Annotated in this window: 18 protein-coding genes and 1 pseudogene; 7 read left to right on the top strand and 12 right to left on the bottom strand. The window is 73.3% G+C overall.

The window, feature by feature from the left end; all coding sequences use genetic code 11:
- Positions 1-156: 156 nt before the first annotated feature.
- The 3 genes from ACIO92_RS24680 to ACIO92_RS24670 all read left to right on the top strand — a co-directional run bounded on the left by ACIO92_RS24680 (position 157) and on the right by ACIO92_RS24670 (position 2,420).
- A complete protein-coding gene (locus ACIO92_RS24680; RefSeq protein WP_402059089.1) occupies positions 157-498 on the top strand; it encodes a PadR family transcriptional regulator in 342 nt (113 codons plus the stop codon).
- Positions 495-1,454: a hypothetical protein gene (locus ACIO92_RS24675; RefSeq protein ID WP_366443868.1), complete on the top strand. Its 960-nt coding sequence runs from the start codon at positions 495-497 to the stop codon at positions 1,452-1,454. The genes ACIO92_RS24680 and ACIO92_RS24675 overlap by 4 nt, the downstream gene beginning before the upstream one ends.
- A gap of 81 nt (positions 1,455-1,535) precedes the next feature.
- The gene (locus ACIO92_RS24670; protein WP_366443869.1) at positions 1,536-2,420 is read left to right on the top strand and encodes a phosphatase PAP2 family protein; all 885 of its coding nucleotides are present in this window, start codon (positions 1,536-1,538) and stop codon (positions 2,418-2,420) included.
- A gap of 168 nt (positions 2,421-2,588) precedes the next feature.
- Here the strand turns inward: ACIO92_RS24670 and mfd are convergent, their stop codons facing one another.
- The 3 genes from mfd to ACIO92_RS24655 all read right to left on the bottom strand — a co-directional run bounded on the left by mfd (position 2,589) and on the right by ACIO92_RS24655 (position 9,848).
- On the bottom strand, positions 2,589-6,119 hold the full coding sequence (gene mfd, locus ACIO92_RS24665; protein ID WP_366443870.1) for a transcription-repair coupling factor: 3,531 nt from the start codon (positions 6,117-6,119) through the stop codon (positions 2,589-2,591).
- A 370-nt stretch (positions 6,120-6,489) separates the two neighbouring features.
- Positions 6,490-9,063: an ABC transporter permease gene (locus ACIO92_RS24660; RefSeq protein ID WP_402284012.1), complete on the bottom strand. Its 2,574-nt coding sequence runs from the start codon at positions 9,061-9,063 to the stop codon at positions 6,490-6,492.
- A complete protein-coding gene (locus ACIO92_RS24655) occupies positions 9,060-9,848 on the bottom strand; it encodes an ABC transporter ATP-binding protein (protein ID WP_402284010.1) in 789 nt (262 codons plus the stop codon). The genes ACIO92_RS24660 and ACIO92_RS24655 overlap by 4 nt, the downstream gene beginning before the upstream one ends.
- Before the next feature lie 270 nt (positions 9,849-10,118).
- On the opposite strand from ACIO92_RS24655, the gene ACIO92_RS24650 reads away from it, so the two are divergent.
- A complete protein-coding gene (locus ACIO92_RS24650; protein WP_366443900.1) occupies positions 10,119-11,603 on the top strand; it encodes an MFS transporter in 1,485 nt (494 codons plus the stop codon).
- 22 nt (positions 11,604-11,625) lie between these two features.
- Here the strand turns inward: ACIO92_RS24650 and ACIO92_RS24645 are convergent, their stop codons facing one another.
- Genes ACIO92_RS24645 through ACIO92_RS24635 form a run of 3 tightly spaced genes read right to left on the bottom strand, consistent with a single transcriptional unit; the run spans position 11,626 to position 12,890 of the window.
- Positions 11,626-11,814 (bottom strand): DUF397 domain-containing protein, encoded by a 189-nt coding sequence (locus ACIO92_RS24645; RefSeq protein ID WP_402284008.1) that lies wholly within the window; start codon positions 11,812-11,814, stop codon positions 11,626-11,628.
- 27 nt (positions 11,815-11,841) lie between these two features.
- Positions 11,842-12,027, bottom strand: coding sequence for a DUF397 domain-containing protein (locus ACIO92_RS24640; RefSeq protein WP_366443874.1), 186 nt, complete (start codon positions 12,025-12,027; stop codon positions 11,842-11,844).
- Positions 12,024-12,890 carry a helix-turn-helix domain-containing protein gene (locus ACIO92_RS24635; RefSeq protein ID WP_402284006.1) on the bottom strand — a complete coding sequence of 289 codons (867 nt, stop codon included), beginning with the start codon at positions 12,888-12,890 and terminating at the stop codon, positions 12,024-12,026. The genes ACIO92_RS24640 and ACIO92_RS24635 overlap by 4 nt, the downstream gene beginning before the upstream one ends.
- Positions 12,891-12,993: 103 nt before the next feature.
- Between ACIO92_RS24635 and tgmA the strand changes: the two genes are divergently transcribed.
- From tgmA to tgmC, 3 genes are read left to right on the top strand one after another with little or no spacing between them, the layout of a single operon-like run.
- Positions 12,994-13,845, top strand: coding sequence for a putative ATP-grasp-modified RiPP (gene tgmA, locus ACIO92_RS24630; RefSeq protein WP_402284004.1), 852 nt, complete (start codon positions 12,994-12,996; stop codon positions 13,843-13,845).
- Positions 13,845-14,807, top strand: a complete 963-nt coding sequence (tgmB, locus tag ACIO92_RS24625; protein WP_402284002.1) for an ATP-grasp ribosomal peptide maturase — start codon at positions 13,845-13,847, stop codon at positions 14,805-14,807. Before tgmA ends, tgmB begins: the two co-directional genes overlap by 1 nt.
- On the top strand, positions 14,804-15,946 hold the full coding sequence (gene tgmC, locus ACIO92_RS24620) for an ATP-grasp peptide maturase system methyltransferase (protein WP_366443877.1): 1,143 nt from the start codon (positions 14,804-14,806) through the stop codon (positions 15,944-15,946). Before tgmB ends, tgmC begins: the two co-directional genes overlap by 4 nt.
- Here the strand turns inward: tgmC and ACIO92_RS24615 are convergent.
- The 6 genes and pseudogenes from ACIO92_RS24615 to ACIO92_RS24590 form a co-directional block, all read right to left on the bottom strand.
- Positions 15,892-16,344: pseudogene (locus tag ACIO92_RS24615) on the bottom strand (FG-GAP repeat domain-containing protein); the annotation flags it as partial. The gene tgmC and the pseudogene ACIO92_RS24615 overlap by 55 nt on opposite strands.
- 37 nt (positions 16,345-16,381) lie before the next feature.
- Positions 16,382-16,765 carry a VOC family protein gene (locus tag ACIO92_RS24610; protein ID WP_366443878.1) on the bottom strand — a complete coding sequence of 128 codons (384 nt, stop codon included), beginning with the start codon at positions 16,763-16,765 and terminating at the stop codon, positions 16,382-16,384.
- 194 nt (positions 16,766-16,959) lie between these two features.
- A complete protein-coding gene (locus ACIO92_RS24605; protein WP_402283999.1) occupies positions 16,960-17,391 on the bottom strand; it encodes a hypothetical protein in 432 nt (143 codons plus the stop codon).
- Positions 17,392-17,546: 155 nt separating this feature from the next.
- Positions 17,547-17,981, bottom strand: a complete 435-nt coding sequence (locus tag ACIO92_RS24600; RefSeq protein ID WP_366443880.1) for a VOC family protein — start codon at positions 17,979-17,981, stop codon at positions 17,547-17,549.
- Between the two features lie 100 nt (positions 17,982-18,081).
- Positions 18,082-18,957 carry a cellulose-binding protein gene (locus ACIO92_RS24595; protein WP_401238536.1) on the bottom strand — a complete coding sequence of 292 codons (876 nt, stop codon included), beginning with the start codon at positions 18,955-18,957 and terminating at the stop codon, positions 18,082-18,084.
- A 163-nt stretch (positions 18,958-19,120) separates the two neighbouring features.
- Positions 19,121-21,685 (bottom strand): SUKH-4 family immunity protein, encoded by a 2,565-nt coding sequence (locus ACIO92_RS24590; protein WP_402283996.1) that lies wholly within the window; start codon positions 21,683-21,685, stop codon positions 19,121-19,123.
- Position 21,686: the final 1 nt, after the last annotated feature.

The raw sequence follows: 21,686 nt of genomic DNA, 5'->3' as shown, positions 1-21,686 counted from the left end.
CGAGCGGACGCCCGGCGACCCCGCTGTCCCTGCTGTCCCTGCCGTCCCCACAGACCGCACTGGCCGCGCTATCCCTGCTGTCCCCACCGACCCCACCGATCGCACGATCCCACTCGGCTGAAAAAGATACTTCGCCACTCGATATATGCTCGCTGCATGACACGCCAGAGTCCGTCCCTGACGGAAGCGCAGTACTTCATCCTCGCGGCGCTCCTGGACGGACCGCTGCACGGCTACGGGATCGTCAAGGCCGCCGAGCGGGCCACCGACGGGCGGCTGAGGATCGCCGTCGGCACCCTCTACGGCGCGCTGGAACGGCTCGAAAGGGCCGGTCACGTGACCCCCGGCGACGAGGAGATCGTCGACGGCCGGGCCCGGCGCTACTACCGGCTCACCGAGGACGGCCGCGGGGCGCTCGACCGGGAGGCGCTGCGGATGCGGCAGGCGGCGGCCCTCGTCCTCGGCCGCGCGCGGGAGGCCGGGGCGGCCCCCGCGTGAACCGCCTGCTGCTCATGGCCTACCCCGAGCCCTACCGCTCCCGGCAGGGACGGGAGCTGCTGGACTGCCTCGCCGAGGCGTATCCCGGCCGCTCCTGGCCCCCGCCCCGGGAGCTCGCCGCCGTCGCGCGCGCCGGGACACGGGCCCGCGCCCGCGCCGTCGTGGACGACCGGACCCGCCCGTGGTGGCTGGACGGCATCCAGCTGGCCGCCCTCGTCCTGGCCGCCCTCGCCCTCGTGCCGTACCTCCAGGACGTCTGGCACTGGGCGCTGCGCGTCGATCCCGGGCAGCACGCCATCGCCTTCGACCACGCCGGCTGGTACCCGTGGGCGGAGGGCCCCGGCACCCGGACCCGGATGCTGCCGTACGGGCTGCTCCCGCTGGTCTGTCTGGTCGCCCTGCTGCGCGGCCGGGCGTGGCTCGCGCTGCCCGCCGCCGCGACGATGGTCTACGCCGGGGCGGACTTCCCCCACGGCACGCTCTTCGGCGACGAGGGCAAAGCGGGCCTCGGCTACTACGGCCTCGGCTCCCCGATCACCGCCCGCGACCTGGTTCTCTCCGGGCTGCTGTGCGCCGCCTGCGCCGTCCTCGCGGTCTGCCGTCCCGGACGGCTGCGGCGCCACTCGTACGGCTGGCTGGTGCCCCTGGGGCTCGCCCTGTTCACCGCCGGGGCCCTGCACGTCATCGCCGTCAGCCCGTCGTTCCAGCGCGGTCTGTTCGTCCTGGAGATCGCCGGGCTCGTCGTCGCGTGGGTGGCGACGGCCGCGACCGGTGACCGCCGGTGGCTGATTCCGGTGGCGGCGTTCGCGTTCGTCCGTACGCAGGCGATCGTCCTCCAGCCCGACGGCTTCATGCGGTCGCTGCCGGACCTGGCCGTCCTGCTGCTGCTCGTCGCCCCGCTCCCGGCGCTCGCCATCGCCGCCCAGCGCCGCCAGGACCGCGCGGTCCTCGGCTAGGACCCCCGGCCGGGGCCCGCCGCCCCGCGCGTCCCGCCCTGCCCCGAACGCCCCGAAACGCCCCGACCGACAGAGAAGGCCATGACCCAGCACCTCTCCCCGCCCCCGTCCATCCGCCCGGCCGCCGGGACCGGCACGGGCGCGGCACCGGCTCCCCGGTCCTGGCTCCCGGCCGCGCTCTGCCTCCTGGCCTTCGCCGCGGTCTATCTGGTCGCGGTCCTCACCCCGTTCGGGCAGCGGGCGGAGAACCACCTGTTCAGCGGGGAGCAGGGGGCCATCCCCGCCTGGGTCTACGGCATCGCCGGGGGCGAGTACGGCTCGTGGGCGCTGCCGCCCATGGAACAGACCGCGATCCCCACCCTGCTGGTGGGTACGGCGCTCCTCGCGCTCGTCGCGGCGGCGCGCAGGCGCTGGTGGCAGGGGGTCGCGGCGGTCGGGACGGTCGTGGCCGCGATCGGCGCGAAGGAGCTGGCCGCCCGGCTGCTGCCCCGCCCCGACCTGGTGGGCGCCCGCGACTCCCTGATCGAGTCGAGCTTCCCCAGCGGACACGCGGCCGTGCCCGTCGCCCTGGTCCTGGGCGCGCTGCTCGTCGTCTCCCCCAGGGTCCGCCCGTACGTCGCCGCCGCCGGGATCCTGTGGACGACCTTCGCGGCCTCCGGGGTCCTGGCGACCTACCACCACCGGTCCAGCGACTCGCTGGGCTCCACGCTGCTCGCGTGCGGCTGCTACCTGCTCGCGGTCCGGCTGCTGCCCCGCGAGGACGCGCCCGACAGCCCGTGGCGGACCCGGGCGGTGACGGGGACCGCGCTGGCCGGGGCGGCGGCCGTCGCGCTGCTCTCCGGCGCCCGGGACGACTCGCTCCTGGAGTCGCTGGTCTTCGCGGCGGCGGGCTTCCTCTGCGCGCTGCTCCTCTGGCTCACCACCTCCCGGGGCACGCGGGCCGCCACGGGCCGGACGGCACCCTGACACCCGTACGGGAGGACCCGGCGCCCCGTACACGAGGCCGAACCCGGCCCTCGTACGGGAGCACCGGGCGGCGCCCGTACGGGAAACGGGCGGCTCCCCAGGACGAGCACCGCCCGCTGTCGTGCCGGACCCGGACCCGGACCCGATCTCGATCCGGGTCCGGGTCCGTCAGCCGCCGAGGATCGTGGTGAGGAACTCCCCGGTCCAGGCGAGCAGTTCGCGGCCCACCACCGGCTTCCCGCCGATCTTCCCGCTGGTCGGGCGCGGCACCAGGATCTGGTGGACGGCCGGCTTGATGACCACGCGCGGGTGGAGCCGCTTCAGGCGCAGTTCCTGCGACTCGCGCAGCTCCACCGGGGCGAACCGGATGCTGGAGCCCTGGAGGACGATCTCGCCGACGCCGCAGGCACGGGCCAGCATCCGCAGGCCCGCGACCAGGAGGAGGTTCTCGACCGGCTCGGGCAGCTTGCCGTAGCGGTCGGTCAGCTCCTCCCGTACGGCCCTGACGTCCTCCTCCGAGTTGGCGGCGGCGATCGACCGGTAGGCCTGGAGGCGCAGCCGCTCCCCCGGCGCGTAGTCGTGCGGCACATGGGCGTCGACCGGCAGTTCGATCTTCACCTCCAGGGGTGCCTCCTCCTCGGTGACGCCCTCCATCTGCGCCCGGTAGTCCGCGACCGCCTCGCCGACCATCCGTACGTACAGGTCGAAGCCGACGCCCGCGATGTGGCCGGACTGCTCGCCGCCGAGCAGATTGCCCGCGCCCCGGATCTCCAGGTCCTTCATGGCCACGTACATGCCCGCGCCCATCTCGGTGTGCTGGGCGATCGTGGCGAGCCGCTCGTGCGCGGTCTCCGTGAGCGGCTTCTCCGGCGGGTAGAGGAAGTACGCGTAGCCCCGCTCGCGGCCACGGCCGACGCGCCCGCGCAGCTGGTGCAGCTGCGACAGGCCGAAGTTGTCGCCGCGCTCGACGATCAGGGTGTTGGCGTTGGAGATGTCGATGCCGGACTCGACGATCGTGGTGGACACGAGGACGTCGAACTTGTTCTCCCAGAAGTCGACGACGACCTGCTCCAGGGCCTGCTCCGACATCTGGCCGTGGGCCGTGGCGATCCGCGCCTCGGGCACGATCTCCCGCAGCCGGGCCGCCGCGCGGTCGATGGAGTCGACCCGGTTGTGGATGTAGAAGACCTGGCCCTCGCGGAGCAGTTCGCGGCGGATGGCGGCGCCGATCTGCTTCTCCTCGTACGGTCCGACGAAGGTGAGGACCGGGTGCCGCTCCTCCGGCGGGGTGGTGATCGTGGACATCTCGCGGATGCCGGTGACGGCCATCTCCAGCGTGCGGGGGATGGGGGTGGCCGACATGGTGAGGACGTCGACGTTGGCGCGGAGCTTCTTCAGCTGCTCCTTGTGCTCGACGCCGAAGCGCTGCTCCTCGTCGACGACGACCAGGCCCAGGTCCTTGAACTTCGTCTCCGACGAGAACAGCCGGTGGGTGCCGATGACGATGTCGACCGAGCCCTCCCGCAGCCCCTCCAGGGTCGCCTTCGACTCGGTGTCCGTCTGGAACCGGGACAGCGCCCGCACCTTCACCGGGAACTGGGAGTACCGCTCGCTGAACGTGCCGAAGTGCTGCTGCACGAGCAGGGTGGTGGGGACGAGGACGGCGACCTGCTTGCCGTCCTGCACCGCCTTGAACGCGGCCCGCACCGCGATCTCGGTCTTGCCGTAGCCGACGTCTCCGCAGATCAGCCGGTCCATGGGGACCGTCTTCTCCATGTCCTCCTTCACCTCGGCGATGGTGGACAGCTGGTCGGGGGTCTCGGCGTACGGGAAGGCGTCCTCCAGCTCCCGCTGCCAGGGGGTGTCGGGGCCGAAGGCGTGGCCGGGGGCCGCCATCCGCGCCGAGTACAGCTTGATCAGGTCGGCCGCGATCTCCTTGACGGCCTTCTTCGCGCGCTGCTTGGTCTTCGTCCAGTCGGCGCCGCCGAGCCGGTGCAGCGTCGGTGCCTCGCCGCCGACGTACTTGGTGACCTGCTCCAGCTGGTCGGTGGGGATGTACAGCCGGTCGCCGGGCTGTCCGCGCTTGGCGGGGGCGTACTCGACGAGGAGGTACTCGCGGGTGGCGTCCTGCACGGTCCGCTGGACCATCTCCACGTACCGGCCGACACCGTGCTGCTCGTGCACGATGTAGTCGCCGGGCTCCAGGGTCAGCGGGTCGATGGTCTTGCGGCGCTTGGCGGGCATCCGCTGCCCGTCCTTGCCCGCTGCCTTCTGGCCGGACAGGTCGGTCTCGGTGAGGACCGCGAGGCGGAGCGCCGGGTCCACGAAGCCGTGGTCGATGGAGCCCCGGACGACATGGACGACGGCCGGGGAGATCTCCGCCAGGTCGGTGTCGAGCCGGGCGGCGATGCCCTCGCCGCCGAGGACCTCGACCGTACGGGTGGCGGGGCCGTGGGCCTCGGTCACATAGACCGTGCGCCAGCCGTCGGACAGCCAGCCCTTGGTGTCGGCGAGCGCGCGGGCGGTGTCGCCCCGGTAGGACTCGGGGGCCCGCATCCCCAGGGTGAGGGTGTCGCCCGTGACGGTCTCGTCCGCCGCGAACGGCGACACCGACCACCAGGCGATGCCCAGCTCGCGGGCCCGGTCACGGACGTCCGCGATCCCCCACAGGGAGGCCGCGTCGACGTCGATCGGGGCCTCGCCGCCGCCCGCCGTCGCCGCCCAGGACGCCTGGAGGAACTCCTGGCTGGTGGCGACCAGGTCGGCGGCCCGGGTCCTGACCCGCTCGGGGTCGCAGACCACCGTCATGGAGCCCTGCGGCAGCACGTCGAGGAGGAGTTCCATGTCGTCGACGAGGACCGGCGCCAGGGACTCCATGCCCTCGACGGCGATGCCCTCCGCGATCTTCCCCAGGAGTTCGCCCAGCTCCGGGTGGGCCTCGGCGAGGGCCGCCGCCCGCTCCCGTACCGAGTCGGTGAGGAGCAGCTCCCGGCAGGGCGGCGCCCACAGTCCGTGCTCGGCGACCTCCAGGGACCGCTGGTCGGCCACCTTGAAGTAGCGGATCTCCTCGACGTCGTCGCCCCAGAACTCGACCCGGAGCGGATGCTCCTCGGTGGGCGGGAAGACGTCCAGGATGCCGCCGCGCACGGCGAACTCGCCGCGCTTCTCGACCAGCTCCACGCGCGCGTACGCGGCGGCGGCGAGGCCCTCGACGATCTCGTTCAGATCGGCCGTCCCGCCGGACCTGAGCGCCACGGGCTCCAGGTCGCCCAGGCCCTTGACCTGCGGCTGGAGCACGGACCTGATGGGGGCGACGACCACGCTGACCGGTCCGGCCGCCGGGTCGTCGGAGCGCGGGTGGGCGAGGCGGCGCAGCACCGCGAGGCGACGGCCGACGGTGTCGGAGCGGGGCGAGAGCCGCTCGTGCGGCAGGGTCTCCCAGGAGGGGAACTCGGCGACGGTGTCGGGGTCGAGGAGCGAGCGCAGGGCGGCGGCGAGGTCCTCGGCCTCCCGGCCGGTCGCGGTCACCGCGAGCACCGGGCGCCCCGAGTCCCGGGCGAGCGCGGCGACGGTGAAGGGCCGGGCGGCGGCCGGTCCGACCAGGTCCACGTGCGGGCGGTTGCCGTCGGCTGCGGCCTTCACCGCCTCCGCGAGGGCCGGATCCTTGACGACTACGTCGAGCAGGCCGTGCAGGCTCATGAAGCTTTCCATCCCGGAGGGTGACGGGGGCGGTCAACGCGAACAGCCCGACACGTGGTCACGGGCCGGGGTGCTCCCGGGCGCGTACGGCCCGGTGCGACCAGCCTACGGCGTACCACTGTCACCTGCCCGAGCGAACCCGGGACGGGGGGCCGCTCGGGCGGGTGACGGAGGGGGCGCGAGGGCCGCCCGTACGGGGCAGCCCGTACGGGGACAGCCAGCCGTACCGGGACGGAGCCCCGTACGGGGACAGCCGTACGGCCCCGGGCGGACCTGGCAGGGTCCTTCCGGGGCCGTACGGGGTCCTGGGGCGCCGTGCGGCAACTCGGCACCCACCCGCTCACCGCCGCCGCGTGCGGCTCGCTGCCCGCTACTCGCTGGCGATGGCGTTCAGGACGTTCATCCGGCCCGCCCGGAAGGCGGGGACGAGGGCCGCGAAGAGGCCGACGAAGGCCGAGCCGACGAAGACGGTGAGGATCGTCGCCCAGGGGATGTCGAGGACGCCGAGCCCGTCGAGGGCGAGGAGCTTCTGGGCGGAGGTGCCCCAGCCCATGCCCAGGCCGAGGCCGAGGAGCGCGCCGAAGAGGGCGATGACCACCGACTCCAGACGGATCATGCGGCGCAGCTGGCGGCGGGAGAGGCCGATGGCCCGCATGAGGCCGATCTCGCGGGTCCGCTCGACGACCGAGAGGGCCAGGGTGTTCACGACCCCGAGGACGGCGACGACGATCGCGAGGGCGAGGAGCCCGTACACGATGTTGAGGAGCTGTCCGACCTGGTCCTGGAGGGCCTTCTTGTAGTCGGCCTGGTTGTTGACCTGGTACTGCGGGTAGGGCGCGAGGGCGTCCTTGAGCGCCTGGTACGCCTGGGTCTCCTGGCCGTCCTTCGCGCTGGCGAGGAGCAGCAGGCTCTGCGGCGTCCGCTCGACGGGCAGGTGCTCGGCGAGGGTGGCGAGGCTGGTGTACATCGCCCCGTTGTCGACGTTGCCGGTGTCGGCGGTGATCGCCGCGACCTTCAGCCGTGCCTTGTCGCCGCCCTTGAAGGCGACCGTCAGGACGTCGCCGACCTTGACGCCGTGCTCGGTGGCGTAGTCGCTGCCGACGGACATGGCGCCCTTGCCGTAGGCGTCGGTGAGCTTGCCGGCCGTGGTCTCGCGGCGCAGGTCGTCCACGTACGTGGGGTCGGTGGCGGCCAGGTCGGCGGTGGTGGTCCGGCCGCGCGGGTCGGTGACGGTGGCGTCCACCCACTTGTAGGAGGTGAGGTGGTCCAGGCCGGGGGTCTTCGCCAGGGCGGCCTGGGCCTGCGGCACGATCGGCTGGCCGGTGGCGGACTGGACGATGAAGTCGGCGCCGACGGACCGGTCGAGTTCGTCGGTGACCGAGGCGACCATCGAGGAGCCGACGACGGAGAGGCAGGCGACGAGCGCGAGGCCGATCATGAGGGCCGCGCCGGTGGCGCCGGTGCGGCGCGGGTTGCGGAGCGCGTTGCGTTCGGCGAGGCGTCCGACGGGGCCGAAGACCCGCAGGACGACGACGCCGAGGGCGCGGACGACGAAGCCCGCGAGGAGCGGTCCGACGACGACGAGGCCGAGCAGGGAGAGGACGACGCCGAGGGCGAGCCAGAGGGAACCGGGCTTGGCCTCCTCGGCGCGGGCGGCGGCGACGAGCCCGGCGGCCCCGGCGGCGGTGAGGGCCAGGCCGACGGCGGCGCGGACCCGGCCCGCCCGGCCGTCGGCGGGGGTGCCCGCGTCCCGGAGGGCGGCCATCGGGGAGACCTTCCCGGCGCGGCGGGCCGGGACGTAGGCGGCGAGGACGGTGACGACGATGCCGAGGAGGAGACCGATGGCGGGGGTCGTCCACTTCACGGTGAGGTCGCGGGTGGAGAGTTCCATGCCGATGGACGACATGACCTTCATGAGGCCGACGGCGAGGCCGACGCCCGCGACGACCCCGGCGGCGGAGCCGAAGAGGCCGAGGAGCAGCGCCTCCACGAGGACGGACCGGTTGACCTGCTTGCGGCTGGAGCCGATGGCCCGCATGAGGCCGATCTCGCGGGTGCGCTGGGCGACCAGCATCGAGAAGGTGTTGACGATGAGGAAGATGCCGACGAGGAAGGCGATTCCGGCGAAGCCGAGCATCGCGTACTTCATGACGTCGAGGAAGGAGCCGAGTTCCGTCCGGCCCTCGTCGGCGGTCTCGGCGGCGGTCTGGAGCTCGTAGGCGCCGCCGCCGAGGGAGGCGGCGATGTTCCGCTTGACGGCGTCGTGGCTGACGCCGGGCTTCGCGTCGACGGTGATCTGGGTGAACAGGCCGGTCTTGCCGAGGAGTTCACGCTGGGCGGTGGCGGTCTCGAAGTAGACGACGGTGGCGCCGGGGTTGGTGACCTTGAAGTCGACGAGGCCGGAGATCTCGGCGGTGAAGTCGCCGGTGACGGAGATGACGCGCAGGGTGTCGCCGAGCTTCAGGCCGTTCTTCTCGGCGGTGGCGCCGTCGACGACGACGTCGGTGGGGCCGCGCGGTTCGTGGCCGGAGGAGAACTCCACCGAACGCAGTTCGCTGTCGCTCCAGTTGGCGGCGATGGTCGGGGCGCCGCTGGTGGGTCCGATGTTCTTGTCGCGGGAGTCCACGACGGTGACGCCGGTGGAGACGACGGTGCCCCGGGCGTCCTGGACGCCCTCGGTCTTCTCGACCCGCTCGACGAGGGAGGCGGGGAGCGCCTCGGGCCGGCCGGTCTGCGGGGTGCCGCCCGCGTCGGAGTCCTCGGGGCCGACGGTGACGTCCGAGGCGGTGACCGCGAAGAGCTTGTCGAAGGTCGTGTTCATGGTGTCGGTGAACACGAGGGTGCCGCAGACGAAGGCGACGGAGAGCAGGACGGCGACGGCGGAGAGCGCCATGCGTCCCTTGTGCGCGAAGAAGTTGCGCAGGGAGGTCTTCAGGACGCTCATGAGGTCCGCCCGCGCGCGTCGAAGTCCTTCATCCGGTCGAGGACGGCTTCGGCGGTGGGCCGCTCCATCTCGTCGACGATCCGGCCGTCGGCGAGGTAGAGGACGCGGTCGGAGTAGGAGGCGGCGACCGGGTCGTGGGTGACCATGACGATCGTCTGGCCGAGTTCGTCGACGGAGGTGCGGAGGAAGCCGAGGACTTCGGCACCGGCGCGGGAGTCCAGGTTTCCGGTGGGCTCGTCGCCGAAGATGATCTCGGGCCGGGCGGCGAGCGCGCGGGCCACGGCCACGCGCTGCTGCTGGCCGCCGGAGAGCTCGTTCGGGCGGTGCTTGAGCCGCTCGGAGAGACCGACGGTGTCGACGACCCGGCGGAGCCATTCGGCGTCCGGCTTGCGGCCCGCGATGTCCATGGGCAGCGTGATGTTCTCGATGGCGCTGAGCGTCGGCAGCAGGTTGAACGCCTGGAAGATGAAGCCGATCCGGTCCCGGCGGAGCTGGGTGAGCTTCTTGTCCTTGAGCCGGGTTATCTCGGTGTCGGCGAGGTGGATCTCGCCGCTGGTGACGGTGTCGAGTCCGGCGAGGCAGTGCATCAGGGTCGACTTGCCGGAGCCCGAGGGGCCCATGATGGCGGTGAACCGGCCACGGGCGATGTCGACGTCGACGTGGTCGAGGGCGAGGACCCGGGTCTCGCCGGAGCCGTAGGCCTTGACGACCTGGCGTGCCCGTGCGGCAACGGCCGAACTCAGTCCGGTTTCCCCGGACTTGGGGATGGTCACAGCCGTTGTCACGGTTTCTCCTCGGAGCAGTGGGTGGTGTAGGTCCAAGTTAAGGAGCCCGTGGGCGCGTTCTCCTCCTCCGCCGGTACGAACGACCCCTGGCCCGTATGGGGGAGAGGCCCCTAGGGGTTCCTCCACCCGTGGTCCGAGTGGGACCCTGGCCCCGCTCATTTAGATGTATGGGGAAATGAGGGCTCGGTGGGGGAACCGTACGTGGGGAAGGCCGTGACGGCGGGCCCGGCGGCGCCGTCCCCGCCCGGCCGTGGCCTGGTCCTGGCGCTGATGCTGGGCATGGGTCTCGCCGCCGTGGACGGCACGATCGTGGCCACCGCCGTGCCGCAGATCGTCGGCGACCTCGGTGGCCTTTCGGTCTTCTCCTGGCTGTTCTCCGGCTATCTGCTCGCCGTGACCGTGACCCTGCCGGTGTACGGCAAGCTCAGCGACACCTTCGGCCGCAAGCCGGTCCTGGTCGCCGGGGTCGTCCTCTTCCTCGTCGGCTCCCTGCTGTGCGCCGCCGCCTGGGACATGGCGTCCCTGATCGCCTTCCGGGTCGTCCAGGGGCTCGGCGGCGGCGCCCTCCAGGGCACGGTCCAGACGATCGCCGCCGATCTGTACCCGCTGAAGGAGCGCCCCAGGATCCAGGCGAAGCTGTCCTCGGTGTGGGCCGCGTCCTCGGTCGCGGGCCCGGCGGCGGGCGGCCTCCTCGCGGGATACGCGGACTGGCGCTGGATCTTCCTCGTCAACCTGCCGATCGGGCTGCTCGCGCTGTGGCTGATCGTCCGCCACCTGGTGGAGCCGGGGCGGCCTCCGGCGGCCCGGGGGCGGGACCGGACGGCGGGGCCCGCGCCCCGCGCCCGGGTGCGGATCGACTGGCCCGGGGCGCTCGGGATCTTCGCCACGGGGGCGCTGCTGCTGACCGCGCTGGTCCAGGGCGGTGTCGCCTGGCCGTGGCTGTCGGGGCCGTCCCTCGGGCTGTTCGCGGGGGCGGCGGTCCTCGCCGCCGTCACCGTCGTGATCGAGCGGCGCGCCGCCGAACCGGTCATCCCGGGCTGGGTCTGGCGCCGCCGGACGATCGCCGCGGTGAACCTGGCCCTGGGCGCGCTCGGTCTGCTGATCGTCGCGCCGACGGTGTTCCTGCCGACGTACGCGCAGTCCGTGCTGGGGCTGGGCCCGATCGCCGCCGGGTTGGTCCTGTCGGTGATGACCCTGAGCTGGCCGATCAGCGCCGCGTTCGCGGACCGGGTGTACAACAGGATCGGTTTCCGGCTGACGGCGGTCGTCGGCATCTCCCTGGCGCTGCTCCTGCTGCTGGCGTTCCCGTTCCTGCCGTTCCCCGGGGAACCCTGGCAGCCCGCCCTGCTGATGCTGCTCCTCGGCGCGGCCATCGGCCTCTTCCAACTGCCGCTGATCGTCGGGGTCCAGTCGACCGTCCCCTACGGGGAGCGGGGCACGACGACGGCGTCGGTGCTGTTCTGCCGCCAGGTCGGCCAGAGCGTGGGCGCGGCGCTGTTCGGTGCGCTGGCGAACGGCGTCCTCACCGCCCGGCTGGGCGACGGCGGGGACCTGGACACCCTGGCCCGCGCGCTGGACGCCCCGGCGTCACTGACCCCGGAGACGACGGAGAGCCTGCGCCGGGCGGTGGACGCGGCGGTGGACCACGTCTACGTGGGCGCGGCCTGCGCGGCGGCCCTGGCCCTCCTGGTCCTCCTCACCCTGGCCCCCCGCCGCTTCCCGGTGGTGGGCGAGGCGAAGGGGGGCGCGGAGTGACCTCGTACAGAACGGGGTTGTCCTACCGGACGGAGGCGAGCCGGAGGAAACCGCCCCAGGCGTCACGGGAGACCTGAAGACCCTGCCGGGTCACGTCCTTGGAGTCCCGCACGTGCACGGCTCCGGCGCCGGGGGCGACCTCGACGCAGTCGCCGCCGTCCCCGCCGCTGTGGCTGCTCTTGAACCAGGTGAGGCGTTCCGTGATGTTCATGGCTCTCCCTTTCAGCGCAGCTGTCCACTAGGCCGTGGCGAGCCGGAGGAAACCGCCCCAGGCGTCACGGGAGACCTGAAGACCCTGCCGGGTCACGTCCTTGGAGTCCCGCACGTGCACGGCTGCGGCGCCGGGGGCGACCTCGACGCACTGGCCACCCTCGGTTCCGCTGTAGCTGCTCTTGAACCAGGCGAGGGGCTCGGGGTTGTTCATAGCTCTCCCAGCAACTTCTCGATGAACTCCAGTGACTCTCGCGGGGTGAGAGCCTGTGACCGGATAATCCCATAGCGAGCTGCCGCAAGGACTGTCTGCTCCGGGTCAGTTGCCAGCGAGCTCGTGTTCTGCGCCTCGACGTACAAGAACTTCTTGCCGTCCTTACGCGTAACCACCGTGAACGGGCCGTTCACACCCGCGTTGTCCTCGGATTCGGTGGGCATGACCTGAATCTCCACATTCCGCCGCTGCCCGATCAGGAGCAGGTGCTCCAGTTGGCCACGCACCACAGACTTGCCGCCGTACCGGTGCCGTAGGACCGCCTCGTCCATGACGAAGCCGAGCAACGGAGCCGGGCGTCGGTCGAAGATGTCCTGTCGTGCCAGTCGGGCCGTCACTCGCTGCTCGATCGTCTCCCCGTCCAACGGCGGGCGCCTCATGTCCAGGAGGGCCCTCATGTATTCCTCGTTCTGCAGCAGTCCATTGACCACCATCGTGTCGTACACCAGCAGCTCTATGGCCTGCTTCTCCAGCTGTGCCATCCCCTGGAAGAACACCGGGTACTGGGCCTTCTCCAGCTGTTCCTTCCAGACCGTCAGCAGTCCACCCGCTCCAAGGACCTCGTCCGACTGGTCGATCGCGCGCGGCGGTGGAATTCGCCGCCCCTGCTCGAAGGAGGCGATGGTGGAAGCCGAGTATCCAAGGCGCCTGCCGAACTCCTCCCGCTCCATCCCCGCCCGGGTCCGCAGCATCTTCATGCTCTGCCCGAAGGCCGCCACCACGCCCTGACCGGACTTGTCCGCCGACCGTCCGGCGTCCGCCGTCCCGGGCTCCGGTGCCGCGCCCGCCTGCTCATCCGCCATCGCGCCCCGCCTCTCGTACCTGCACCGACGGCAGGCGTACAAGGCCATCGCGTCGGTGCGTCACCACTGGTCACGCTACGCCACCAGGAGGAGCTTGGTGGGCATGACGAACAACCTCAACCGCCCCGCCGAGACCACCCAACTCGGCTACCTCACAGGTCGCTTGAACACGCATACGTTTTCCATGCGCTTCACCTCCACGCCCCGGGGCGCCCGGCTCGCGCGGCGGCTGGCGGGGATGCGGCTGGACGAGTGGGGGGTGCCGTACGGGAGCGGGCCGCACGAGGCCGCCGTCCTGGTGGTGGCCGAACTGGCGGCGAACGCGGTGCTGCACGGGCACGTGCCGGGGCGGGACTTCCACCTGCTGCTGCGCGTCACGGCGGGCCCCCGCCCGTGCGTACGGATCGAGGTGAGCGACACCCGCGCCGAACGGCTCCCGCCGCGCCCGGAGACCGGCCCGGCCCCCGCTCCCGGCCTGACGGAGGGAGGCCGGGGGCTGCTCCTCGTCGACGGCCTCGCCGAGCGGTGGGGCTGGTACCCGAGGGAGCAGGGGCCGGGCAAGACGGTGTGGGCGGAGTGCGCCCTCCCGCGAAAGGGCGGGAGCCCGTCTGCCGCTCCGGGCACATCCGACGCCGTGGCCATGAGGCCCCCGGCACCGACAGGAGAGAAAGGCACCGCACCGATGACACGGACTCCCGCGCCGTGGGGAACGCACCGCATGGGGCCCTTCACGGCCACCGCCACAGTCCCCCGGTACACACCCGTGATCGACCCCGAAACCCAGGTCGCCGTGATCATGGACGAGTACGGCCGGACCATCGAGCTGGGCGACCACGGCACCAGCACGAGCGGCCTGACACCCACCACGACCTCTCCCGGTGACGGGTCCGGCCCGGGTGGTGCGACCGACGCGGACAGTACCGAGTCGTACGACCAGGACCAGGGTTCCGACTGATGCGGGACGACGGACCGGTGCTGGTGCTGACCAACCCGTCGGACGTGACGGCCGACGTGGTGCTGCGGCTGCTCGCCGACCGCAGGGTCCCCGTGGTCCGCCTCGACCCCGGCACCGACCTGTACACGGACGCCTCGCTGACCGCCACGTACGGTACGGACGGCCGCCGGGGCACCCTGCGCACGGCGAGCCGGTCGACCGGCATCGACCAGGTGCGATCCGTCTGGGTCCGCAGACCCTCACCCCACCACGGACCGCCGGGGCTGAACGACCGGGACCGCCGGTTCGCCGTGGAACAGACGCTGTGGGGAGCGGGGGGCGTCCTCGCGTCTCTGCCGGACGCGCACTACGTCAATCACCCCTGGAACAACCGGGCCGCCGAGTTCAAGCCCGCTCAGCTCTCGGCCGCACGGCGCTCCGGGTTCCCCGTCCCCAGCACGGTGATCACCAACGATCCAGCCGAGGCCAGGAAGTTCACCGCGCGCCACCGTGGCGGAGCCGTCCACAAACCGCTGTGGAACACGCCCTACCGGGTGGACGGCCGACCGCACGGCGTGTGGGTGCGGGAGGTGCGCGCGGACGAGATCACCGACGCCGTGTCCGTCTGCCCGCACCTGTTCCAGGCCAAGGCCGACAAGGCCTTCGACGTACGGGTGACCGCCGTGGGCGGCCGACTCTCCGGGGTCAGGATCGACAGTCCCGATCTCGACTGGCGCCACCGTCAACACCTGATGACGTGCACGCCGATCGAGGTACCGGACGCGGTCACGCGCGCCGTGGCCGCGTACCTCACCCAATTCCGTCTGGCCTACGGCGCGTTCGACTTCGCCGTCACCGCAGAGGACGTCTGGTACTTCCTGGAGTGCAACCCGAACGGGCAATGGGCGTGGCAACTGCCGGAGACCACCACGGCAATCGCCCACGCCATCGCCGACCAGTTGGAGAAAGGACCCGGAACGTGAGCGCATCGGCACGGCTCCGTCAGACCCTGGCGGAGGGACTCACCGAGGGCGGCACCTTCACGGAACCCGGATGGCGCGACGCCGCCGGGGCGGTACCGCGCGAGTTGTTCACCCGGTCCTACTTCAGGCCGGTGCCCGGCACCGTGCCCACCGCCTACCGCCCCGTCCGGGAGGGCGAGCCCGGATGGTTGGAGGGCGTCTACTCCGACGAGACGCTGATCACCCAGCTGGACGGCCGGATCAGGCCCGACGACGTGCCCGGGAGAACCGTGACCGGTTCCCCCTCGTCATCGTCCACCCTGCCGTCCCTGGTACTGCGCATGTGGCAGCGCCTCGGAGCCGAGACCGGACACCGGGTGCTGGAGATCGGCACCGGAACGGGCTACTCGACCGCCCTCGGCGCACACCGCCTCGGGGAAGCCCGCCTCACCAGCGTCGAGTACGACCCGGTGGTCGGGGAGGGCGCCGCCGCAGCGCTCGGGGCAGCCGGATTCGCGCCCCGGCTGATCATCGGTGACGGCCTGCGCGGCGATCCGGCCGGGGGCCCGTACGACCGGCTGATCGCCACCTGTTCGGTCCGGTACGTCCCGCTGCCGTGGCTCCACCAGGTGCGGCCGGGCGGGCGGATCCTGGTCACCCTGTCCGGGTGGAGCTACGCCAACGCCCTCGCGCTGCTGCGCGTCACCGGCCCCGGGGAGGCCACGGGCCGGTTCCTGCCCGGCTGCACCAGCTTCATGATCGCCCGGCCGCACGACCGCCCGCCCCGCCCGGTGCTGGCCCTGCTGCCGGGAGACCTGCGTCCGAGCCGGATCGACCCCGCGAAGCTCGACGACTGGACCGGCGGATGGGTCGCGCAGCTCGCCGCGCCCTCGGCCGAACGCATGGGGACCGGAGCCGAACAGATCCTGTGGGACGTGTCCACCGGTTCACAGGCCCGGACGGCCCCCGACCCCGAGGGCGGATGGACCGTCGTCCAGCGCGGTCCCGTCCGTCTGTGGGACCGGGTGGAGCGGGCCGTTCAGCGCTGGCAGGCCGCCGGGGAGCCTCATCAGGAGGATTTCGGCATCACGGTCTCGCCCGGCGGTCAGCGGGTGTGGCTCGGCACCGAGGACGACCCCGGGTGGCTCCTGCCGATCTGAACCGGCACATTTGCGGGCCCCGGCTCACCGCCCACTCGGCAGCAGTCCCCGGCCCCCGGCAGCCGGCGGAACAGACCCGGACAGACACGGACAGGCACGGACAGGCCCTGGAACAGCTCGTCGTACGCCAGGGACGCGGCGGCGTTCGTCTTCGCGCCCGGCTTGAAGGGGGCCTTCCAGTTGCCCGTGCCCGCGTAGAAGGTGGCGTTGCCCGTGGCCGCGATCAGATCGACGCGGCCGTCGCCGTTGGCGTCGCCGACTCCGACGAGGTCGGTGAAGCCGCCCCAGCCCGCCCCGCCCCGCTCGCGCGCGGCGAAGGGCGCGGTCGCACGGCCCGTTCCGGGGTACAGCCAGAGGATCCCGGACTTGTCGGTGGCCAGCAGGTCGGGCCTCCCGTCTCCGGTGACGTCACCGCCCGCGCCCGCCGTCCGCCCGCTACCCGTCCCCCCGCTTCCGGGGCGATACGCAGAAGGGGTGGCCCGCCGGGTCCAGGAGGACCCTCCACAGGTCGGGGCGGGGCTGCTGTTCCGGCAGGGTCGCGCCCCACTCCACGAGCCGGGCCACCGCCTCCTCCAGGTCGTCGACGTCGAAGTCCAGGTGCATCTGCTGGGGCACTCCGGGCGCGGGCCAGGTCGGCGGCCGGTGGTCGTCGACCCGTTGGAAGCCGAGCAGCAGCCCGCCCCCTTCACCGCCGCCGACCGCCGCGAAGTCGGCGTCCGAGCGCGGGTGCGGCGGCAGTCCGGTCGCCCGGTGGTAGAAGTCGGCGAGGGCCAGCGGGTCGGCGCAGTCGAGGTTGACGGCCGTCGGTCTCATCAGCATGGCGGGGAGCCTAGATCGTGCGACGGGAGCCCGTGCCGTACGGCGGGAAGCCCGTGCCGTACGGAGAGGACGCCCGGACCGTACAGGCGGGACGCCCGGGACCGTACGGGAGGGGAAGCCCGTGCCCTACGGCGGGCAAGGCCCTGACCCGCGCTCCCGGGGCCTCCCGGTCGGGCAGCCCCGGACCGGACCGGCTACGGCGCGGGTCGAGCCATCCCCCCGTCCAGGCGGACCGTCCAGGTGTCCCCCACCGCGCGGCGCAGGACGACCGGACCCGCGACCTCCGCGACGGCGGCGGGCGCGTCCGACAGCCTCAGCGGGCTGTCCGGGACACCGTTCCGGGTGTACCTCGGCAGCTCGCCGTGGCAGTCGAAGGCGTGGAGGGGCGGATCGTCGCCGAACCACGCGGGCCGGTTCTCCTCGGCCCACGCGGTCACGGCGTCGAGCCGGTCCGGATGCGCGAGGAGGTGCTCGGGCGCGGGCCCGTCGCCGAACCGCACGAGGAAGCCGTGCGCGTCGACCGCCCACCAGTCCCAGGTGAACCCGGGCCTGGGGTGCCGCAGGACCGTCACGGCGTCACCGGGTCCGGACCGCGCCGGAGCACCGAGCGGGCGTCGGCCGGACACTCACCGCACCACCGGCCGGGCGCCGGACGGACCGTCCGCCGGGGCTCGGGGCGGGGCGACCACCGGCCAACGGCCTTGCACGGCAAAGGTTTTCACCGGTCCAGGTCACCGGGCCCCGCCCGTCGGACCCCGGTCACCGGGCCCCGGCCGCCCCCTCAGTCCAGACAGAACTCGTTCCCCTCGACGTCCTGCATCACGAGGCACGACTCGTTGAAGCCGTCCGCGCGGAGCAGGTACAGGCGTGTCGCGCCGAGGGCTTCCAGCCGGGCGCACTCCGCCTCCAGGGCGGCCACGCGCTCCTCGCCGACGAGTCCGGTGCCGACCCGGATGTCGAGGTGCAACCGGTTCTTGACGGTCTTGCCCTCGGGGACGCGCTGGAAGTACATGCGCGGGCTCACTCCCGTGGGGTCCGCGCAGACGAATCCGGCGCCCTGCCGCTCGGGCGGCAGCGAACGGCCGTACGCGTCCCAGTCGGCGAACCCCTCCGGGGGCGGCGGCACGACGTACCCGAGCACCTCGCACCAGAAGCGGGCGACGCGCTCGGGGTCCGCGCAGTCGAAGGTGACCTGGAACTGCCTGATCGATGACATCGGCGCACCCTAGCAGCGGGTGCCGCCGGTCAACCTCCCTATTTTCCGGGGGCGTCGGGCGGGACCCCACCGCTCGCCGTCCCCCGGGCGGGCGGACCCCCTACCGCTCGTCGTCCCCCGGCGCCACCCGGCCCGTCAGGGCCGCGAGCGAGTGCCGGATGTGCTCCATGTGCGCGTGGATCTCCTCGCGCGACTCGTCGTGCTCCCGCAGCACCCGCTCGGTCTCCCGCTCGGTCCGCTCCGCGCGCAGCCGCGCCTCCGCGAGCACCTCGCCCGCCCGCGCCTCCGCGTCCTCCTGGCCGTGCCGGGCCTGCTCCTCGGTCCGCGCCAGCGCCCGGCGGACCTCCCCCAGCCGTGCCTCGGCCGCCGTGAACAGTTCCTCGTGCCGTGCGTCGAGCGCCGCCGTACGGGCTCCCTCCGCGCGGTCGGCCTCGTCCCGTACGGCCGTCTGCTCCGCCTCCTGCTCGGCGAGGAGCCGTGCCGCGCGCCGCTCGGTCTCCTCGAAGGCCTCCCGCGCCCCGGCCAGCCGCTCCTCCGCCTCGCGGCGGGCCTCCGTCGTGAGCTCCTCGGCCCGGCCCCCGGCCGTCTCCAGGGTCGCGCGGGCCGCCCCCTCGGCAGCCTTGCGGAGCCCCTGCGCGTACACCCGCGCCGCCTCCGCCGCGTCCAGGGCCGCCGTCTCGGCGGCCTCCGCGAAGGCCTGCGCCGAGGCCTCGGCCTCCCGTACGAGCCGTTCGTCCTCCTGCTCGGCGAGTTCCAGGATGCTCCGGGCCCGGTCGCCCAGGGACTCGTACCGCTGCGGCGGGAGCGCCTCGGCGTGCTCGCGCAGCCGGACGGCCTCGGCGGCCATCTCCTCGGCGAGGACGGTGAGCCGCGCGGCCCGCTCCCAGGCGCCGTCCCGCTCATCGGAGAGCGCGGCGAGGTGGCGGTCGACCTGCTCGGGCCGGTACCCGCGTCCCCGTCCTACGGCGAAACTCATCCTTGGCGCCCCTTCCCTGTGACCGAACGTCCAGGATGCTTGATAAGAACGGACAAAAGGCGCCCAACGTGCATACACGTCGAGCGCCTTTCATCACATTCTGTCTTACCGGATCACCGGATCATAGGAAAATCGCTGTTCTCCGCAAGTTCCCGCGAGCTGCCTACAGCAGGCCGTCCCACATCTGCTCCAGAAGCACCGACCACCAGTTCTCCGGCGACGACAGAGCCGCCGGGTCCAGCATCGCCAGCTGCGCCTGGAAGTCGACCGTCCAGCGGCCCGCCTGCTCCGGGTTGAGCCCGAACCGCAGCCGCCACATCCGGCCGAGCAGCGCCATCGAGCGCGTGAACTCCGGCAGCCCGGTGTTCACGAACTGCGGCGGCACCGACTGCCCGCCGGGCCCCGCCTCCACCGGCACCGCCACGATGTGCGCGGTCCCGTACTGGACACAGAGCGCCCGGCCGAAGTCCGAACCGAGCACCAGGTACGAACTCGCGTCCGGCGCGGCCTGCACCTGCCGCTGAGCCGCCAGCTCCGCCAGCGTCGGCACCACCGGCATCGCGGGCTGCGCCCAGAAGAACGGCCCGAAGTCCGCGGGCAGCCCCGCCCACACCAGCGTCCGCGCCACCAGCTCCGGCACGCCCTGCCGTGACACCGCGTGCTGGTCGAACCGCAGGACGCCCGGACCGAAGGCCCCGGCCAGCTCCTGCGCGACCGCCTCCGGCGGGACCGGCGGCGCGGGATGCACCGGCGGCAGCGGCGCCCGCACCGGCGCGGGCCGCGCCGGACCGTCCGCGACCTGGTGCAGCTCGCCCTGGTGGGTGAGGAGCTGCCGCATCCCCTGCTGACGGCCCGCGTGATCGCGTCCGTACGGGGCGATGCTGGTGATCCGCGCCTGCGGCCAGGTCTCCCGGATCATCCGCGCGCAGTAGCCGCCCGGCAGTTCGCAGGACGCCAGCTCGGTGTGCAGTTCCAGGACCTGCTGCGGCGGCACGTTCAGCGCCCGCAGCTCGTGCAGGATCTGCCACTCGGGGTGCGGGGTGCCCGGCGCCGAACGCCGGATGATCCGCGCCTCCGAACCGTCCGGCGCGCGGTACCGCAGCACCGCCTGGTACCCGGGGCCGACCGTCGGCACCCCCGGGGCCTGCGGATAGCCGTACGCGGGCGGCGGCATGTGCCCCCCGTGCACCGGCGGCGGCGGACCGGGAGGCCCCGGCACGGCCGGAGCGGCGGGACCGGGGTGCGCCAGCATCGTCGCGGCGTGCGCGACACCGCCCTGACCGCCACCGGGCACGCCCGGCGGCGGGGGCGGGGGCGGCGGAGCACCGGGACCGCCCTGGTTCGGGTGCGCCAGCATCGTCGCCGCGTGGTCCACCGGCTGCGGCGGCGCCACCGGACCGGGCGGCGGACCGGGCGGTCCGGGCGGGGACGGCTGTACGGGCGCGGGCGTCGGCCCGTCGGGGCCGAGCTGCGAGACCAACTGCGTCGGTACGTAGGCGGGGGCGGGGCCGGGAACGGCCGGAGCCGCAGGCGCGCCCGGCACTCCCGGCGGCGGGGTCGGGGTCGGGGTCGCAGGACCGCGCCCGCTGTCCGGTGCCGCCACGGCGGGCGGGGAGGGCGGGGCCGGAGGCGGCGGAGTCGCGGGTTCGGCGCGCGGGGGAACGGGCGGGGCCGCCGGAGCCGTACCGGACGGCGCGGGGGCGGCCGGGTCCAGGCGGGGGGCGACGGCGGTCGGCGGCAGCGCGCTGCCGCCCTTCATCAGGGCGGTCGGCGCGTCCGCGCCCACCGAGGGCGGCGGGGCGTCCTCGTCGTCCGTCCCCGACAGCGGCGGTGCGAAGACCGTCGCGGGCAGCGGCACCGCGCCCCCGGCACCGCCGGAGCTCGCGTTGGCGTCCGCCCACGGGCTGGCCCCGGACCCGGCCGGAGCGCCAGGCGCACCCGCCGGAACCCGGTCCGCGTCCGTCAGCCCGCCACCCGACACGGAAGAAGGAGAGGGAGAGGGAGAGGGAGAGGAGGACACTCGCGCCGAGGAATCCGTGGAGGAGTTCCCGGAGGAGTCCGCCGGAGGCGACGGCTCCGGCTCCGACACCGGCTCCGACACCGTCGAGGAGGACGAAGAAGAGGACGGAGGGGACGAAGGGGACGGCACCGACGGAGGCATCGGTACCGACGGAGGCATCGGTACCGACGGAGGCATCGGTACCGACGGGGGCGTCGCCGCCGACGGCATCGACGGGGCCGAGGACTCCACCGACGCCGAAGGCCCCGACTCGCCCGCGCCCACCGGCTCCGACGCGTCGTCCACCGAAGCCGACACGCTCGCGTTCTCCTGCGAGACGTTCGGCTGCTTCGGCAGCCCGATCTTGTCCGCCGCGTCCTGGAGCCACTCCGGCGGAGTCAGCAGGAACGACGTCTGGTTCAGGTCGATCCGGGCCGCCGGGACCGCCGCCTGCGCGGGCACGTCGGCGGCGGCGCCGTACTCCTCCTCGTACCGGCGGATCACCTCGCCCACCGGCAGGCCGGGCCACAGCGTGGCCTCTCCGCCGTCCCGGGCGATGACCAGCCGCTGGCGCCCGCCGTCGGAGACCGGACCGCCCTCGCGGTCCTCCGCCCACACCACGAACCCCAGCTCGAACTCCCGTACCCGCACCTCACGGTGCTGGTATCCGGGCAGATCGCCGTTGATCCACTCCTCGGCGCGCTCCTGCGCCTGCGCGAACGTCACCACA

Source organism: Streptomyces sp. NPDC087215 (assembly GCF_044744885.1).
Classification (GTDB): Bacteria; Actinomycetota; Actinomycetes; order Streptomycetales; family Streptomycetaceae; genus Streptomyces.
Note: the sequence above shows the minus strand (reverse complement) of the source record. Positions and strands in the feature narration are given on the sequence as shown.

Coding starts and splice junctions, on each gene's coding strand:
- ACIO92_RS24645 (WP_402284008.1), bottom strand. CDS start 11,814: ATGAACATCACGGAACGCCTCACCTGGTTCAAGAGCAGCCACAGCGGC.
- ACIO92_RS24635 (WP_402284006.1), bottom strand. CDS start 12,890: ATGGCGGATGAGCAGGCGGGCGCGGCACCGGAGCCCGGGACGGCGGAC.
- ACIO92_RS24600 (WP_366443880.1), bottom strand. CDS start 17,981: ATGTCATCGATCAGGCAGTTCCAGGTCACCTTCGACTGCGCGGACCCC.
- tgmA (WP_402284004.1), top strand. CDS start 12,994: ATGACGAACAACCTCAACCGCCCCGCCGAGACCACCCAACTCGGCTAC.
- ACIO92_RS24595 (WP_401238536.1), bottom strand. CDS start 18,957: ATGAGTTTCGCCGTAGGACGGGGACGCGGGTACCGGCCCGAGCAGGTC.
- mfd (WP_366443870.1), bottom strand. CDS start 6,119: ATGAGCCTGCACGGCCTGCTCGACGTAGTCGTCAAGGATCCGGCCCTC.
- ACIO92_RS24610 (WP_366443878.1), bottom strand. CDS start 16,765: ATGCTGATGAGACCGACGGCCGTCAACCTCGACTGCGCCGACCCGCTG.
- ACIO92_RS24680 (WP_402059089.1), top strand. CDS start 157: ATGACACGCCAGAGTCCGTCCCTGACGGAAGCGCAGTACTTCATCCTC.
- ACIO92_RS24650 (WP_366443900.1), top strand. CDS start 10,119: ATGCTGGGCATGGGTCTCGCCGCCGTGGACGGCACGATCGTGGCCACC.
- ACIO92_RS24640 (WP_366443874.1), bottom strand. CDS start 12,027: ATGAACAACCCCGAGCCCCTCGCCTGGTTCAAGAGCAGCTACAGCGGA.
- ACIO92_RS24660 (WP_402284012.1), bottom strand. CDS start 9,063: ATGAGCGTCCTGAAGACCTCCCTGCGCAACTTCTTCGCGCACAAGGGA.
- ACIO92_RS24670 (WP_366443869.1), top strand. CDS start 1,536: ATGACCCAGCACCTCTCCCCGCCCCCGTCCATCCGCCCGGCCGCCGGG.
- tgmB (WP_402284002.1), top strand. CDS start 13,845: ATGCGGGACGACGGACCGGTGCTGGTGCTGACCAACCCGTCGGACGTG.